Origin of the sequence: Metabacillus bambusae (genome assembly GCF_017497975.1) — a bacterium.
GTDB classification, from domain to species: Bacteria; Bacillota; Bacilli; order Bacillales; family Bacillaceae; genus Metabacillus; species Metabacillus bambusae.
The window spans coordinates 430,185-447,893 of sequence record NZ_JAGDEL010000001.1; the positions used below are offsets into that span (position 1 = coordinate 430,185).

Annotated in this window: 14 protein-coding genes; 1 reads left to right on the forward strand and 13 read right to left on the reverse strand. The window is 36.4% G+C overall.

Going from position 1 to position 17,709, the window contains the following annotated elements; all coding sequences use genetic code 11:
* Nucleotides 1–45 precede the first annotated feature (45 nt).
* From pknB to I7822_RS02035, 13 genes are all read right to left on the reverse strand, one after another.
* Nucleotides 46–2,040, reverse strand: coding sequence for a Stk1 family PASTA domain-containing Ser/Thr kinase (pknB, locus tag I7822_RS01975; RefSeq protein WP_207975095.1), 1,995 nt, complete (start codon nucleotides 2,038–2,040; stop codon nucleotides 46–48).
* Nucleotides 2,034–2,792, reverse strand: a complete 759-nt coding sequence (locus I7822_RS01980; protein ID WP_207975236.1) for a Stp1/IreP family PP2C-type Ser/Thr phosphatase — start codon at nucleotides 2,790–2,792, stop codon at nucleotides 2,034–2,036. Before I7822_RS01980 ends, pknB begins: the two co-directional genes overlap by 7 nt.
* 5 nt (nucleotides 2,793–2,797) lie before the next feature.
* Nucleotides 2,798–3,886, reverse strand: coding sequence for a dual-specificity RNA methyltransferase RlmN (gene rlmN / locus I7822_RS01985; RefSeq protein ID WP_207975238.1), 1,089 nt, complete (start codon nucleotides 3,884–3,886; stop codon nucleotides 2,798–2,800).
* Nucleotides 3,887–3,897: 11 nt separating this feature from the next.
* The gene (gene rsmB, locus I7822_RS01990; protein ID WP_207975237.1) at nucleotides 3,898–5,247 is read right to left on the reverse strand and encodes a 16S rRNA (cytosine(967)-C(5))-methyltransferase RsmB; all 1,350 of its coding nucleotides are present in this window, start codon (nucleotides 5,245–5,247) and stop codon (nucleotides 3,898–3,900) included.
* The gene (fmt, locus tag I7822_RS01995; protein ID WP_207975096.1) at nucleotides 5,228–6,181 is read right to left on the reverse strand and encodes a methionyl-tRNA formyltransferase; all 954 of its coding nucleotides are present in this window, start codon (nucleotides 6,179–6,181) and stop codon (nucleotides 5,228–5,230) included. Before fmt ends, rsmB begins: the two co-directional genes overlap by 20 nt.
* Nucleotides 6,182–6,186: 5 nt before the next feature.
* Entirely contained in the window at nucleotides 6,187–6,669 is a 483-nt protein-coding gene (gene def, locus I7822_RS02000) for a peptide deformylase (protein WP_207975097.1), read from the reverse strand.
* A gap of 189 nt (nucleotides 6,670–6,858) precedes the next feature.
* The gene (gene priA, locus I7822_RS02005) at nucleotides 6,859–9,273 is read right to left on the reverse strand and encodes a primosomal protein N' (RefSeq protein WP_207975098.1); all 2,415 of its coding nucleotides are present in this window, start codon (nucleotides 9,271–9,273) and stop codon (nucleotides 6,859–6,861) included.
* Nucleotides 9,273–10,484 (reverse strand): bifunctional phosphopantothenoylcysteine decarboxylase/phosphopantothenate--cysteine ligase CoaBC, encoded by a 1,212-nt coding sequence (gene coaBC / locus I7822_RS02010; RefSeq protein ID WP_207975099.1) that lies wholly within the window; start codon nucleotides 10,482–10,484, stop codon nucleotides 9,273–9,275. The genes priA and coaBC overlap by 1 nt, the downstream gene beginning before the upstream one ends.
* Before the next feature lie 286 nt (nucleotides 10,485–10,770).
* Nucleotides 10,771–10,971: a DNA-directed RNA polymerase subunit omega gene (rpoZ, locus tag I7822_RS02015; protein WP_046514597.1), complete on the reverse strand. Its 201-nt coding sequence runs from the start codon at nucleotides 10,969–10,971 to the stop codon at nucleotides 10,771–10,773.
* Nucleotide 10,972: 1 nt separating this feature from the next.
* Nucleotides 10,973–11,587 carry a guanylate kinase gene (gene gmk / locus I7822_RS02020; RefSeq protein ID WP_066338026.1) on the reverse strand — a complete coding sequence of 205 codons (615 nt, stop codon included), beginning with the start codon at nucleotides 11,585–11,587 and terminating at the stop codon, nucleotides 10,973–10,975.
* A gap of 15 nt (nucleotides 11,588–11,602) precedes the next feature.
* Nucleotides 11,603–11,866 carry an extracellular matrix/biofilm regulator RemA gene (gene remA / locus I7822_RS02025; RefSeq protein WP_066337900.1) on the reverse strand — a complete coding sequence of 88 codons (264 nt, stop codon included), beginning with the start codon at nucleotides 11,864–11,866 and terminating at the stop codon, nucleotides 11,603–11,605.
* Between the two features lie 74 nt (nucleotides 11,867–11,940).
* Nucleotides 11,941–12,816 carry a YicC/YloC family endoribonuclease gene (locus I7822_RS02030; RefSeq protein WP_207975100.1) on the reverse strand — a complete coding sequence of 292 codons (876 nt, stop codon included), beginning with the start codon at nucleotides 12,814–12,816 and terminating at the stop codon, nucleotides 11,941–11,943.
* Nucleotides 12,817–12,981: 165 nt separating this feature from the next.
* The gene (locus I7822_RS02035) at nucleotides 12,982–15,660 is read right to left on the reverse strand and encodes a calcium-translocating P-type ATPase, SERCA-type (RefSeq protein ID WP_207975101.1); all 2,679 of its coding nucleotides are present in this window, start codon (nucleotides 15,658–15,660) and stop codon (nucleotides 12,982–12,984) included.
* A gap of 318 nt (nucleotides 15,661–15,978) precedes the next feature.
* Between I7822_RS02035 and I7822_RS02040 the strand changes: the two genes are divergently transcribed.
* Nucleotides 15,979–17,694 carry an Rqc2 family fibronectin-binding protein gene (locus I7822_RS02040; RefSeq protein WP_207975102.1) on the forward strand — a complete coding sequence of 572 codons (1,716 nt, stop codon included), beginning with the start codon at nucleotides 15,979–15,981 and terminating at the stop codon, nucleotides 17,692–17,694.
* Nucleotides 17,695–17,709: the final 15 nt, after the last annotated feature.

The following is a 17,709-nucleotide window of genomic DNA, read 5'->3' on the forward strand; positions in this document are numbered from 1 at the left end:
ATATTCCATAATAAAAAACAAAATTCTGCTACTAATTTTTAACTTTTACTCCACTGGATATGGAATTGTTTCAGAGGTGACAACTTTATTATCGATCGTAATTTGGTAAAACGCACTATCATCTGGTGCAATTGTAAATACCAACCTCTTAGTTTGTGGACCTGTAATTTTGAATGAATCAAATGTTTCTGAAATTGAATTCTCAGCATCATCAATACTAATTTTAACTTCAAGCTCTTGACCTTCTTCTTCAGGTTCATATGGAATTTCTACGGTTTTTTCTACCTTCTTAGGCGGATCTGGTTCTGGACCCATGGAATATACAAGCGTTAGAGTCGTATCTTTAGGAACAACTTCTGTTCCTACTCCAGGTGATATTGAGATAAGATGCCCTATAGGAATTTCATCTGAATATTGCTCTGATTCGTTGGGGAAAAATCCTTTAGATCTTACATATTCATCGACCTGAGACTTACTTTGACCAATTAAATTCTCGATTTTTTCAAGCTTAGGTCCAGAGCTTACCGTAAACACTATGGTTTCCTCAGAAGGGATCACTTCTTCCCCTACTTCAGGCGTTTGAGTTAGAATCGTTCCTGCATTTTCTATTTCATCCGACTTCTCTTTCCTTTCAATTTTAAAGCCCTTCATTTCGAGAATCGATTTGACTCTGTCAAAATTTTTCCCAACATAATCATCAAGCACTACTTTTTCTTTGCCAGTACTTTCGTAAATCGTAATTGTTGCACCTTCTTTTGTTATTTCAGAAGCTGATGGATTTGTCTTGATGACATATCCTTCCTCTATTTCCTCATCAGAGACAAGAACAGGTTCTCCAACTTCAAATCCATTTTCATAGAGAATATCTACTGCATCCTCGTACGTTTCCCCTGAAACATCAGGTACTTCGATATCCTTTGGTAGCATCATGGGAGGTATTATTGTAAAAGCAGCAACACTAGCCGTGATTAAAATAATAAAAGTGGTAATAATAAAAATGGCAAGTTTGCTTTTTCGCTTTTTTGGTTTCTTTTCCTTCTTTGCTAGCTTTTTATTTTGCTTAATGTTCATTTTTGGTTCTTCTTTTTGATTGTCGATTGGGGAATGAACAATTGTATCCTCGATTTTATTTTGTTCAATATCTTCATTTGTAATAATAGGTATTGCTTTAGTTGCTTCGAAATCCTCAGGTATTGAAAAACGAGGTTCAGATATCCGACTTACATCAAATGCAGTTTCAAGATCTTTTTCCATTTCTTCTGCAGAATCATAGCGGTGAAAAGGATCTTTTGCTGTCGATTTTAAAATAATATTTTCTAAGCTTTGTGGGATATCGGGATTCCATCTTTTTGGCGATGGTGTTTCTGATTGCAAATGCTTTAACGCAATCGATATAGCAGATTCACCATCGAATGGCAAACGTCCAGTTAATAACTCAAATAATACGATTCCAATTGAATAGATATCAGATTTGTTATTTGCTAAACCACCTCTAGCTTGTTCAGGCGATAAGTAGTGGACAGAACCTAGTACTGAATTGGTTTGTGTTATTGTTGTTGAGCTAAGCGCCATCGCAATTCCAAAATCTGTTACTTTCACATTACCATGATGATCAATCAATATATTATGTGGTTTTATGTCACGATGAATAATATGATTATCATGTGCGTGTTGGATCGCTGAAACAATCTGCACCATTATGTTAACCGCTTTTCTCGGGTGAACTGGAGCAAACTGCTGTATGTATTGCTTTAAGGTTTGACCTTCTACATACTCCATTACAATATAGTAAATGCCATCTTCTTCACCGACATCATATATACTTACAACGTTAGGATGGGCCAAGCTTGTTGTAGATTGTGCTTCTCTTCTAAATCTTTTAATAAATTCGTCATCGTTAGAAAAATCAAATCGCAACACCTTCATTGCAACTTCTCTTTCTAGAATCATGTCCTTGGCTAGATAGACGTTTGCCATTCCACCTCCGCCAATAACCTCTAGAATTTTATAACGACCACTAATTCTTTTACCTATTAGCACTGCGCTTCACCTAATTCAAGATTTGCGGTCTTTTTTATAATGACTAGGGATATATTATCCTCTCCACCGTTAGCATTAGCTGACTGAACAAGTGAATTCGCAATCTCAGGAAGTGGATGACTTTTTAAAAGTTCTTCTTGCATTTCTTCATCAGAAACTTTGTTTGACAACCCATCAGAGCATAATAAAAGCACATTTTCTTGTTCAAATTCAATTGTAGAAACATCCAGTTCTACTGTTTGTTCTGTGCCTAATGCCCGTAACAAGACATTCTTTCGAGGATGGTGTTCAGCATCTTCTTTAGAAATTTGCCCTGATCGTACCAATTCATTTACGAGTGAATGGTCTTGAGTCACTTGCTTATAACCACTGTTGTTTAATAGGTAGCAACGACTATCCCCAATATGACCAATGGTCGCGAAGCTTGGTGTTATAATTGCACCAACAATTGTTGTTCCCATGCCTTGACATTCTGGATTTAATAAAGAATGGTCATAAACAGCTTTGTTTACTTCTGATACCTTATCAATAAACCAAGCCTCTGCATCTTTAGGGCTATCAATATTCTTCACTTGCTCCCATAATCCTTTAAAGGTAGAGATGGTCATTTGACTAGCTACATCACCAGCCAGATGACCTCCCATTCCATCAGCAACAATCGCTAACACACCAGCTTCGTTTTCAAAAACACCAACACAATCCTCATTATGCTGTCTTACTCTTCCCCTATCTGACAAATAGAAAGTATCCACCTTGGTCACCTCGTCTCCTCTTTACGCTCCTTAGCTCGAAGTTGTCCACATGCTGCATCAATATCATGGCCTTGTTCTCTTCTTACTGTTACATTAACTCCAAACTTTTTAAGCGTATCTTCAAATAACTTAATCTGATCTTTCGGTGTACGTACATAATTTCTTTCAGGTACATAGTTTACAGGAATTAAATTAATGTGACACTTTAAACCCTTTACTAATTTAGCTAATTCTTCGGCATGTTCAACTTGATCATTTTCCCCACCAAAAAGTCCGTACTCGAAGCTAACGCGTCTTCCTGTTTTATCTACATAATACTTTACAGCCTCCATTAAATCGGGCAATTTATACGCTTTATTAATCGGCATAAGTTGAGACCGTAATTCCGAATTTGGAGCATGTAATGATATAGCAAAGTTAATTTGTAGCTTTTCATCAGCAAACTTATAGATCTTCGGAATGATCCCACTTGTTGAAACAGTAATATGGCGAGCACCAATATTTAAGCCTTTATCATGATTAATAATTTTTAAGAAAGACATCATCTCATCATAATTATCAAATGGTTCACCAATTCCCATTATGACAACATGACTTACACGCTCATCAAATTCATCAAGTGCCTGTTGTACTTTTACGACTTGAGCAACAATTTCTCCTGCTTCTAAATTTCTTTTTAATCCTCCTAATGTTGAGGCACAAAATGTACAGCCAATTCGGCAACCAACTTGAGTTGTTACACATACAGAATTGCCATATTCATGTCTCATTAAAACCGTTTCAATTGAATATCCATCATGTAATTCAAAAAGAAACTTAATTGTCCCGTCTTTTGATGTTTGTTGAATAAGAGTATTAAGTGTTGTTAAAGTAAAGTTTTCACTCAAAAGCGTTCTTAGGTTTTTCGACAAGTTTGACATATCCTCAAAGCTAGTTGCACGTTTTGTATATAACCATTCAAATATTTGATTAGCTCGGAATGATTTTTCACCATTATTCTTTAACCATTCTTCCAACTCATGAAGTTCTAATGAGTAGATAGACGGGTTACTCTTCTTTTCTTCGCTGTCTTTTTTCGTCCTTGTTGTTTTCATCTGTTCCAATTTTAACCCTTCTTTCGTAAACATGCTATATAAAAACCGTCCGTTCCAAAGTAATGTGGCAGCAACTGTACTTCCCCATTTTGAAAAATAGGCTGAAGTTTTTCAGGTAAGTATTTTACTGCATCTTGATCCCGCACGAACTCTGGATGGTTCTCTAAAAATGTCTGAACGACGTCGCTATTTTCTTCTTTATCAATTGTGCATGTACTATAAACTAACACACCATCTCTTTTTAATAAAGGGGCAACAGCCTGTAAAATATTGTGTTGTAGGTCGGCCAGCTTCAATACATCTTCTTGATTTTTTGTATACTTGATATCAGGCTTTCTTCGAATAACTCCAAAACCAGAGCATGGGGCATCAACTAAAATCCGATCAAAGCTCTCCTTTTCAAACCGGTTACCTGCCAACCTGGTATCTAATGCTTCTGGAAAAATATTTTCTAACTGCAATCGGTCTGCTTGTTGTTTAATAAGCTTTACCTTATGCTCATGTAAATCAAGGGAATGAACAGTACCTGTCCCTTTCATGCGTTCGGCTATATGTGTAGATTTTCCACCAGGAGCTGCACATGCATCTAAAACCCTTTCACCAACTTGAGGATTTAGTGCTCTAGCAACTAACATTGAACTTTCATCTTGGATGGTAAGTAGTCCTTTTGAAAACGCCTCTGTTAAGGCTAGATTTCCTTTCATACCCTTTATAGCATCCTCTGATAAATCTCCATGCTCAACCATAATCCCTTTGTTTGTTAGGTCATGAAAAAGCTCTTCAACAGTTGTTTTCGTTTGATTTACTCGTGCTGTTTGCGAAGGTGGCATTAAATTCACTTCACACATTTTTTCGGTTTCTTCATATCCAAATTGTTTTACCCATTTGTCAACTAGCCATTTCGGGTGACTTGTTTTAATGGCTAGTCTCTCAACTGAATCAAATATATCATCAAAAGTGGGTATACCTTCTCGTTGAACAGATCTTAGCACGCCATTTACAAAAGCAGCAATCCCTTTATGACCTCGTTTTTTTGCAATTTCTACTGCCTCGAAAAAGATAGCTCTTTCTGGGATTCGATCAAGATAAACCATTTGGTAAATGGAAATCCTTAATAAAATTTGTACCCAAGCCTCAATTTTTTTTGCCTTTTTTAAAAAGCCTGCTAAAAAATAGTCGAGTGTTTCACGTCTTTGCAAAGTTCCGTAAACGATTTCGGTGAGTAATGCTATATCCTTCTCATTTACTTTATGCTTTTTTATCATTGAGTTTAAGAGCAAATTACTATATGCTTGATTTTTCTCGACTTGTAATAAGGTTTCTACTGCTACATCTCGTACACTATTTGGTTGTTTTTTCATCATCATCGCCTAATTTATTCCCTACGGAAATTGTTGTCCCTCTCAAATAGTCTTCTCCACTCATTTTCTTTTTACCAGATGGTTGAAGTTCAGTGATTTTAATCGCTGTTTTATTTCCAGTTGCAACGACAAAACCGTCCTGGTCAATTCCGATAATTGTCCCGGGAGATGAATCGTTTTTATTTGGCATTTTTTCTCCCCACCATAGCTTAAGCGGTTGATTCTCATAAGTGGTAAATGCAACTGGCCAAGGATTAAGACCTCTAATTTGGTTATAGATTTCTTCCCCTGTTTTGGTCCAATCAACCTTTTCTTGTTCACGTTTAATATTAGAGGCGAAGGTTGCTTTTGAATCATCCTGCTTCTTTGGTGTAAGCTTTCCTTCGAGTAATTGAGGAATTGTTTCAGACAAAAGCTTTACTCCTGCTTCACTAAGCTTGTCATGTAATGAACCAACTGTGTCTCGCTCCTCAATTTCCACCTCTGCCTGGGTAAGGATATCACCAGCATCAAGCTTTTCTGCCATATACATTATCGTGATTCCTGTTTTATCTTTCCCTTGAAGAATAGAATAATGAATTGGTGCACCACCTCTTAATTCCGGTAAAAGGGAAGCATGAACATTTATACAGCCAAATTTCGGTGCTTCTAATAATTCCTTTGGTAAAATTTGTCCAAAAGCTGCCGTGACAATAAGATCTGGCTCTAATGAAAGCACATCCTCAACCTCTTTACGAATCTTTTCAGGCTGTAACACTTTAATACCATGATTCTCAGCTTCTACTTTTACTGGTGGAGGAGTAAGAGTTTTTTTACGACCTTTTGGTCGATCTGGTTGGGTTACAACGCCGACTATATCATAGCCCTCTTTTACAAGCTTCCGTAAAATCGGCACAGAAAAATCGGGTGTTCCCATAAATACGATTTTTGTCATACGTGTCATCCTTCCGCACTTTCTAAATCATTATCTTCTAAGTATTTTTCTATCTTCGTTGTGAATAGCACACCTTCAAGATGATCCATTTCATGTTGAATCGCTCGAGCGAGAAATCCTTCAGCTTCAATGATTTTTACTTTTCCTTTTCGATTAAATGTTCTAACCTTTACATAGTTTGCTCTCGTTACTTCACCGTACAAACCAGGAAAGCTTAAGCATCCCTCAGGTCCAGTTTGTTCACCACGTTCTTCAACAATAACTGGATTGATTAATTCAATTGTTCCATTATGATCATCAATATCAACAATAGCTATTTGCTGTGAAATACCTATTTGTGGTGCAGCTAGTCCAACTCCATCATTTTCAATCATGGTATCATACATATCTGCTAAAAGTTTTGTTAGCTTCCGATCAAAAATAGTTACCTTTTCACAAGGTGCTTCTAAAACATCTGCCGGAAACATCACGATTGGTTTAACCGCCAAAAAAACTCCTCCAAACATACTCTAAAGCGCAAGCGCCTTGTTCAGCTCCGGGCAATATGACGTTAATGAATAGAAGGCGTTCTTTGCCTTCAATTCATTAGTGGCTGTAGACCCAAAAGGGGCTAGGGGCTGGATGCATAGCGCTTATTCAGTATAAAAATTTTATTATTCTTAAAACACAAGTCCAACTCACATCATCGTATTAGGACTTAGATCAATTGCAATCATTAAATCATTTGAACTCATTTCTTGTTGAAAGTGTTCAATGATCTTTCTTAATGTTACATGTAAGTTTTTTTCCCGCTTGTATTTTACCATGCATTGGTATCGATATCTATCTTTAATCCGCGGGATCGGTGAAGCAACAGGTCCTAATATCTTTGTTTCATTTTCAACATTTCTTCTTAAAATCTGAACTATTTTCTCTGTCACTGATACAACCTTTGTTATTTCTGGATGTGAGACCGTCAGAAGTGCTAGATAGTAATATGGTGGATAAGCATGATTTTTACGAAGCTGCATTTCATGATTATAAAATGAGTCATAATCATATTGACTTGCCAGTTGAATACTATAATGCTCAGGAGTATACGTTTGAATGATAACCTCACCTGGAAGCTCATGTCTCCCTGCTCTACCACTTACTTGTGTTAATAGCTGAAATGTTTTTTCAGAGGCTCGAAAATCAGGTAAGTTAAGCATCGTATCTGCGGTTAACACGCCAACAAGTGTGACATCTGGGAAATCAAGACCTTTTGCAATCATTTGTGTTCCCAATAAAATATCAGCTTCTTTGTTGCCAAATCTCGTTAAAAGCTTTTCATGTGCACCTTTTCTTCCTGTCGTATCTACATCCATACGAATGATTCTCGAATGCGGTAATACCTTGACTAATTCTTCTTCTACTTTCTGTGTACCTGTTCCAAAAAAACGAATATGTTCACTTTGACATTCCGGACATACATTTGGCATGTGTTCCTCATGACCACAGTAATGACATTTAAGCTGTTGCCCATGCCGATGGTAGGTTAATGAAATGTCACAATGTGGACATTGGATAACAAAACCACAATCTCGACACATAACAAATGAAGAATATCCTCTTCTATTAAGGAATAAAACCGACTGTTCCCCTTTTTCTAATCTTTCGGTTAATTTCTCAATTAACGATGTTGAAAACATGCTTCGATTGCCACTTCTTAACTCCTCGCGCAAATCGATAATGTCAACACGAGGCATTGATCTTTTGTTCACACGCTCCTTTAAGGTGAGTAGCTTATAAACATCTTTTTTAGATCGTGCAAACGATTCTAAGGTTGGTGTTGCACTCCCTAGCACAACTGGACATTTATGAAGTTTCGCACGGTATATGGCAACATCACGAGCGTGATATCGTGGGTTCTCTTCTTGTTTATAACTTGATTCATGCTCTTCATCGATAATAATCATACCAAGATTTTCAAATGGAGCAAAAATAGCAGATCTTGCACCAACGACAAGTTGAACCTCTTTTCGTTGGATTTTTCGCCATTCATCATATTTTTCACCAGTAGAAAGTCCACTATGAAGGACAGCCACTTTTGATCCAAAGCGACCTTTAAAACGGTGAACCATTTGCGGGGTAAGAGAAATCTCTGGCACGAGGACGATTGCTTCTTTACCATTTTTCAACACTTCTTCGATTGACTGAAGATAAACCTCTGTCTTTCCACTTCCTGTTACCCCGTACATAAGAAATACGTCATGTACATTTTCGTTGATTGATTTTAATAGTGGTGTTATCGCCTGCTGTTGCTCATTGTTTAACATTAGTCTTTTAGTTTTCTCAAAATGACGATCTTGATAAGGATCACGATAAACTTCTTTTATCTCTTCCTTTAAAATCCCTTTAGATATTAGTGCTTTAACAGAAGTATCAGACGTGTTAGCTTCTATTAATAAATCCTGTAAAGCTATTTCATTTATTTCATTGGTCGTAAAATAGGAAATGATTTCGATTTGTTTTTTTGCATTCGCAGGTAGCTCTTTTATAAGCTCTGTGAGTCTTATTAACGATTCATTCCGTTTAATGATTTTGATTGTTTTTTTATTCGTCTTTTGTTTCACTTTGTAGATGACTTCTAAATGACCTTGCTCAATTTCCTTTTGAATCATCTTTAATGAAACAGATTGTTCAATCTCTTTTAAATCGACTTGATTGCCGTTCATAAAAAAAGACTGTAGTTGATCTGCTAATTTCGTTACATCATCAGTCGTAAGTCCAAGTGCTTTTTCATATTTTGCTTTCATTGCAGCCGGTAACATTGCTTGAAATGCAGATATTTTAAAGCATAATGTTTTTTCTGTTAACCATTGACCTAGCTGTAAAAGCTCACTAGTTAAACATGGAGTTAAATCTAGTAATTCTGAAATAGCTTTTATGCGCTTGAACTCAGAATGATTTTTTGTCTCAATCACAAATCCTTGAATCTTTCTAGGACCAAATGGAACAATTACTCTCATACCTGGTGTTACTAACTCTTGCCACTCTTCTGGAATTTTATAATCAAACGCTCGATCAGTTTGCATAGCGGGAACATCAACAATAACACTTGCGTATTTCATTATCTTGCTCCCTTTAATAGCACATGGACTTTTTCTAGTAGAAGTTTTGCTACTTCCTGTTTAGATAATAGTGGTAACTCGAGACTTTCTTGATTACGACCATAAATCGTCACAATATTCGTATCTGTTCCAAACCCTGCACCTTCTCGGGTTACATTATTGGCCACAATTAAATCTAAATTCTTCGTCGCTAGCTTTTTCTTAGCATATTCCTCAACATTGTTTGTTTCAGCTGCAAAGCCTATTAAAAGTTGATGTGTTTTCAGTTTACCTAATTCCTTTAATATATCCGTTGTTCTTTCCATTTCAATATGTAAGTCGTCATTTTGTTTCTTAAGCTTTTGCTCATATGTGATAATTGGTCTGTAATCTGCTACTGCAGCAGATTTGATCACAACATCTGCTTTTGGGTATAGCTCGATGACGCGATCATACATTTCTTGAGCTGACTCAATTTGAATAGTTGTAACAAATTCTGGTGGGGTAAGTGAGGTAGGTCCTGTAATTAGTGTTACATTGGCACCAAGCTTTTCCGCCATTTCTGCGATCGCATATCCCATTTTCCCAGTAGAATGATTTGTGAAATAACGAACTGGATCAATCTTTTCTCTTGTTGGACCTGCAGTAATTAATATTTTCACATTGTTAAGCGGTCTTCCCAACTCTATTTTTTCAAAATAATGATTGAGTAAGTTAACGATTTTTTCTGGCTCTTCAAGCCTACCCTTTCCAACATAACCACAAGCTAAAAACCCTTCACTTGGCTCAACAAACTGATATCCAAAGTCAAAAAGAGTTTGGATATTTTTCTTTACTGCTGGATGATCATACATATGTACATTCATGGCTGGAGCTATCCAAACACCTGCAGTTGTCGCAAGTAACGTTGTTGTCAGCATATCGTCTGCAATACCATTAGCTAGCTTGCCAATAACGTTAGCTGTGGCAGGAGCAACAAGGACTAAATCTGCCCAATCTGCCAAATCAATGTGGGCAATCACTTTGGAATTTTTCTCATCAAACGTATCATAAAAGACATCATTACGGGAAAGCGCTTGGAAGGTTAAAGGAGAGACAAACTCCATCGCTGAATCGGTCATAATCACCTTTACTTCTGCACCAGCTTGTACTAATTTACTTGTTAAAATACATGCTTTGTAAACCGCGATTCCACCGCTAACACATAATAATATTTTTTTCCCTGATACCATATTCTCCACCCACTTTGAAAAATCTTTTTTGTATAAGGTATGGGGACGAGATCCGCTTACCTTTTCGTAATTTCTGAACCCTATTATGAAACTCGATTATTCTTAATAGTTATAGTTTATTTGTTCCACCACTATTGAGGTGGGATTGTATTCTAAGACTCCATTTTACCTTCTTTTTTTGTTGATGGTGGTAATAAGCTTTATGGAGTTATAACATTTATTGTACCAATAAATGTTTACATTGAAAAAAATAACAACCTATAACCTAGGTTGTTATTTTAAGGCATTATTTCTCTGGTCTTTGATAATTAAGAAGACCTGCATTAATTTCTTCTAATGCTTTTCCAACATATTTATACGAAACAGGTTTCGCAATTTGTTGATCACTAAGCTCCTGCATTTCACGTGCACGTTTAGCAGCAACTGTTACAAGTGTATATTTTGAATCTAATTTATTCATTAGTACATCAATAGATGGGTATAACATATTATTCAACCTCCAGTATTTTTTTATATCGTGGTGCTACTCTTTCGCGTCTACAATGCTCTGCTGTCACGATTGCCTTAATGCGATCACATGCGAAAAGAACATTTTCGTTTTCAACTACATAATCATATGCATCCATCATGACAATTTCCTCTTTTGCCACTTTCATACGATTATTAATTAATTCCTCTGTTTCAGTTCCTCTTGTAACGATACGGTTTTTAAGTTCATTTAAACTAGGCGGACTTAGGAAAATAAATAATCCTTCAGGGAACGCATTGCGTACTTGAAGTGCACCTTGAACTTCGATTTCAAGAAAAACATCTTTTCCCTCACTTAATGTTTTCTCTACATAATCTACAGGTGTACCATAATAATTTCCAACGTATTCAGCCCACTCTAAAAGTTTATTTTGTGAAATCAATTTCTCAAATTCTTCTCGAGATTTAAAGAAATAATCGATTCCATCAACTTCTCCTTCTCGCGGCTTTCTTGTTGTCATTGAAATCGAATATTCAAATGCAGTGTCTTCTTGTGAAAATAATTCTTTTCTTACCGTTCCTTTTCCTACTCCAGAAGGACCCGATAGGACGATTAACAATCCTCTTTCTTTTATCAACGTTTCTACTCCCTACCCTTCATCTGATAGATCATCTTTATTTGAAAGCCTCTGAGCCACTGTTTCAGGCTGTACAGCTGAAAGAATAATATGATCACTATCCATTATAACAACTGCTCTGGTACGACGACCATATGTTGCATCTATTAACATGCCTCTGTCTCTTGCGTCTTGAATGATTCTTTTGATTGGAGCTGATTCAGGACTAACAATCGAAATTATACGGTTGGCTGATACGATGTTGCCAAACCCGATATTGATTAGTTTAATGCTCATATGTATGCTCCCCCTATTAAAGGACAAAACTATTTTTGCCTTATAAGCCCTTTTATAATCAAAGGTATGTTAACCTATTCAATATTTTGGACTTGTTCCTTTAATTTTTCAATAATACTTTTTAATTCGACAACATTTTTTGCAATATATCCATTATTTGCTTTCGAACCAATTGTGTTTGCCTCCCTATTTAGCTCTTGTACTAGGAAGTCTAGCTTACGACCAATCGGACCTCTAGTGTTTAGTGTTTCACTAAACTGATGGATATGGCTATGTATTCTTGTTAATTCTTCACTGATATCAGCTTTATCAGCAAACAGTGCAACATCAGTTAAGATGCGATTTTCATCGATTTTACCTGAGACGTATTCTGCTACCCTTTTCTCAATTCGTTCACGGTATTGTTCAACAACAGAAGGTGCCAGTTTTTCAAGCTCAACCGTTAACATACTTATATCCTTGAGCCTTTGTTTTAGATCAACAGAAAGTTGATCACCTTCAATTTTTCTCATTTCTACTAATTGTTTAATCGCAGCATCGACTATATGAAGAAGTTTGTTTTCAAAATTCTCATTTGAAATTGACTCTTCACGAATGTCTATCCCCTGACCTAACCCAAGAATCTGATTTAGGGTAACTTCATCCTTAAAAGAAAAACGTTCTTTTATTTGGTGAAGTGAGTTCACATATTGCTCTAATAAATCCCAGTCAACTTGAATTGATTTATCAACTAATGACTCACCTTCTAGATTGACATAAACCTCAATTCGCCCTCTACTCACAAATTGGGAGATAAGTTTTTTCAGCTTATCTTCGCTACTCATGAACTGTTTTGGCATTTTTAGACTAACATCTAAAAATCGGTGGTTAACTGATTTCATTTCAACTGTAAGAAGACATGAATCAATTTGCCCACTTGCACGACCAAATCCAGTCATACTTGCTACCATTATGGATCACATCACTTTCTATCTAAAAGCTTAATTGTTGTGTGACGTCTATGTAAATTCGATATACAAATAACGATAAAGCCTCTATTTAAAATATCACGTTCTTGATCCAACAAGCAAAAGGGATGACTTTGTGGGTCACCCCCTTTTGGATTATACCATAGTCTACGCTGATTTTCTTGTTAAAAGTGAACCTGCTAGTAAAAAAGTTGGAATCGCAGATAATCCTAGAATTAATAACCAATCTCTTAGCAGGATTGGAATCGTATGGAAAATTGGTTGAAGCGGTGGATAATAAATAACAACAAGCAATAACAAGACCGATGAAATGACCGCACCAATTAAATATAAATTTTCAAATGGATTTCGTTCAAATATCGACTTTTCACTTCGACAATCAAATACATGAATAAGCTGAGCCATAACGAGAGTTGCAAATGCGATGGTTTGTGCATAAGCAAGATCATCTGGATTACGATAATACACAATCATAAACGCAGCAAGTGTAGCAATACCAATTAAAAATCCGCGCGAGATTACTTTCCAGCCTAGACCTCTAGCAAAAACTCCTTCATTAGGGTGACGTGGCTTCCGTTTCATTAAGTCACCTTCTGGTTGATCTAAGCCTAATGCCATCGCAGGTAAACCATCAGTTACTAAATTCACCCATAGGATTTGAATTGGAACTAGTGGTAATGGCAATGCAAGTAACATTGCAAAAAGCATCACAAGAATTTCTCCGACATTTGAAGCAAGAAGATATCTAATGAATTTGCGAATATTTTCATAAATATTTCTTCCTTCTTTAATTGCCGATTTAATGGTCGCAAAATTATCATCCACTAAAACTAATGACGAAGCTTCCTTTGCAACATCTGTACCAGTTATCCCCATTGAAATACCGATATCAGCAGCTTTTATAGCTGGAGCGTCATTAACCCCGTCGCCAGTCATTGCAACAATATGCCCTCTATTCTGGAGTGCTTTTACAATTTTTAATTTATGTTCTGGTGATACTCTCGCAAACACATAAACATCATCAACAATTTCTTCTAGCTCCTCAACAGTAAGTGCTGATAGGTCTTTCCCTTCCATCACCTTGCCGTTCGCCGGTAATATATTTAGCTGCTTTGCGATTGCCTCTGCTGTTATGATATGGTCTCCTGTGATCATAACAGTCTTAATACCTGCATCACGACATTCCTTAACAGCTTGTTTTACCTCTGGTCGTGGTGGATCAATCATCCCTTGTAAGCCAATAAAAACCAATTCCTTTTCAGCCTCAAAGCTAGTATTGACTTTTTCACTTTCTTGTAAAGGTTTAAAAGCAATTGCAATTGTACGTAGAGCTTGAGATGCAAGAGAATCTATTGCATTTTTCACCTTAGTTTCAAATTCACGACTTAAGTCTTCTTGTCGTTCATTCCATAAAATACTTTTTGAAACACTTAGTAGTACATCTGGTGCTCCCTTTGTTACAACAAAGCGTTTACCTGCTTTATCTTTAACAACCACACTCATCATTTTCCGTGTTGAATCAAAAGGAAATTCTTCAACAACTTCAAAATTTCGAAGCAACGAATCTTTTTTTAGGCCCGCTTTCAATGCGGCTACAATTAGAGCACCTTCAGTTGGATCGCCATCTAAATGAAATTGTCCATCTTTTTCAACGATGCCAGCACTATTACACAATGTACCAAAGGTTAGGATTTGTTGTAATGTTTTTGTTTTCGCTACATCAACTGCTTTATCTTGATGCAAAAACTCCCCGTGTGGATGATAACCAGTACCACTTACATTCCATAGTTTATCTCCAGACCAAACTTGTGTTACAGTCATTTTGTTTTGTGTTAATGTACCTGTTTTATCAGAACAAATTACTGAAGCACAGCCAAGTGTTTCGACTGCTGGTAATTTACGAACAATTGATTTTTGCTTGATCATTCGTTGTACACCAAGTGATAATGCAACGGTAACAATTGCTGGTAGGCCTTCAGGTATCGCAGCAACAGCCAGTGATACACCTGCTAAAAACATATTGTAAAGATCATGACCTTGTAACACTCCGATACCGACAACCAGTACCGTTAAGAAAAGAGCAACAACGATTAGTATTTTACCAAGCTGTTCCAAACGTCGCTGCAATGGCGTATCCATTGTTTCTGCATTTTGCAGAAGGTCCGCAATTTGTCCCATTGCTGTATTCATACCAGTTCCAACAACAATACCAATACCAGATCCTCTTGTTACTAATGTTCCCATGAAAACCATATTTGTTAAATCACCTATTCCAACATCCTGAGCTACAATAGGTTGAATCGATTTTTGCACAGGGAGAGATTCTCCAGTAAGAGCTGATTCTTCAACCTCTAAGCTTTTTGTTTCAATCAAACGCATATCTGCGCCGATTCGATCACCAGTTGTGAATTTTACAACATCTCCAGGGACAAGCTCTTTAGAAAGAATCCTCATCCATTCTCCGTCCCTTAAAGCCATTACTTGAGGTGCTGAAAGCTCCTTTAAAGCCTCTAATGATTTTTCAGCTTTTCGTTCTTGAAAAAATCCTAATACACCGTTAACGATCACTATTGCAATAATGGCGATAGCATCAATATATTCTCCCAGTAAACCAGAAATTAAGGTTGCTGCTAATAATACTAAAACCATAAAGTCCTTAAATTGACTTAAAAACACTAATATTGCGGAAGGTCGATCAGCCTCTTTTAATTCATTATATCCGAATTTTTGTTCGCGCTTATGAACCTCCTTACTTGTAAGTCCTGAATCAACATCCGTATGAATTGAATTCATTACCTCTTCTGATCTCATCTCATGCCATTTCATGAATCACCTACACACCCCTTAAACAGAAAAAATTTTACGTTTGATTAACGGCTATATCTAGCTAGAAGTCTTGCTCCTTTTCCTTTTCACTCCCCGTAAATGTCCGATAAGTCTTTCTAATCAACAGCAGAGACAAGTTCACTCCCCCTGTTGGAAGTTTCGCTATATCACAACTTATTCAGACTCGTCCTAAAACATGCTATAATCAGATAGAAAACTTACCTAGAGATCAGGAAACCTAAAAACGTTTTGAAAATTGGTAAGATATATAAATATTTCATACACTCAAGGTGCATGTTGACAGAAGGAGTTTATGCCATGTCATTTGATGGTTTATTTACATATACAATTACACAGGAATTAAAAGGAGCACTTTATAACGGTAAAATCACAAAAATTCATCAGCCATATAAATATGATCTTATTTTCCAAATACGATCAGGTGGAAAAAATCACCGATTGTTTCTTTCTGCCCACCCAAGCTATGCAAGAATTCATTTAACGAATGAGAGCTATGAAAATCCAAGTGAGCCACCGATGTTTTGTATGCTTTTACGAAAACATCTTGAGGGTGGTGTGATCGAAAACATTCAACAGCTTGATATGGAAAGAATAATTATCATTGATGTAAAAAGTAGAAATGAACTTGGAGATTTAACAGAAAAGCGGTTAATGGTGGAAATTATGGGCAGACATAGCAACATTGTACTCGTTGATAAAGACCGTAATATGATTTTAGATAGTGTGAAACATTTATCACCAGCGGTTAACCGCCATAGAACTGTTCTTCCCGGCCATACGTATGTCTTGCCACCAGGACAAGGTAAAGTGAACCCTTTTGAAGCTGATGAAGAAACTATACTAAAAAAGCTAGACTTTAATTCAGGAAAGCTTGACGGACAGCTTGTCGAGCAATTTGCAGGGATATCTCCGCTTTTTGCAAAAGAGGTAATCCACCGATCAGGGCTCGTTAATCGAACAACCTTACCAAAAACATTTTTATCCATGCTAGATGAATTAAGAAATGAACAGATTGAACCGCAAATTTTCTATCAAGCGAAACGAGAAGTATTTTATATGATGAATCTCACACACCTAGATAGTAGGGAGCGTAAAATCTTTACAACCATCTCTGAATTGCTAGATCGATATTATTATGGAAAATCCGAACGAGACCGTGTAAAGCAGCAAGGAAATGATTTGGAACGTTTCATTATAAATGAAAAAAAGAAAAATGAAACCAAAATAAAAAAATTAGAAGCGACATTAGATCAGGCCGAAAAAGCCAATCAATTTCAGTTATACGGTGAATTGTTAACAGCTAATTTATATGCTGTAAACAAAGGAGATAAAACGGCAGAGGTTGTCAACTATTATGATGAAAATAACACGATAATCACCATACCTTTAGATGTACAAAAAACTCCATCTGAAAATGCTCAAAAGTATTTTTCTAAATACCAAAAGGCGAAAAATTCAGTTGAGGTTGTACAAGAACAAATTGAACTAGCAAGAAATGAAATTGTTTATTTTGAAGGATTGATACAACAAATAGAATCTGCCTCTCCTAGAGATATTGAAGAAATTCGTGAAGAATTAATGGAAGGCGGCTATTTAAAGCAAAGACAACCAAAAGCAATTAAAAAGAAAAAGCTACAAAAACCACAATTAGAGCACTATGTTTCAAGCGATGGAACTGAAATTTTAGTTGGCAAAAACAATAAACAAAATGAATTCCTAACAAATAAATTGGCTGCACGCGATGATGTTTGGTTTCACACAAAGGATATCCCAGGTTCTCACGTAGTGATCAGAAGTAAAGATCCTTCAGAAAAGACGATTTTAGAAGCTGCAAATATTGCTGCCTATTTTAGTAAAGCAAAAAATTCAAGCTCCGTACCGGTTGATTTTACAGCTATAAGACATGTTAAAAAGCCTAGTGGTTCTAAGCCCGGATTTGTTATTTATGATCATCAGCAAACCGTATATATCACTCCAAGTGAGGATTTGATTTTCCAATTACGGAAAGGATAAATTCTTATTTAGAAT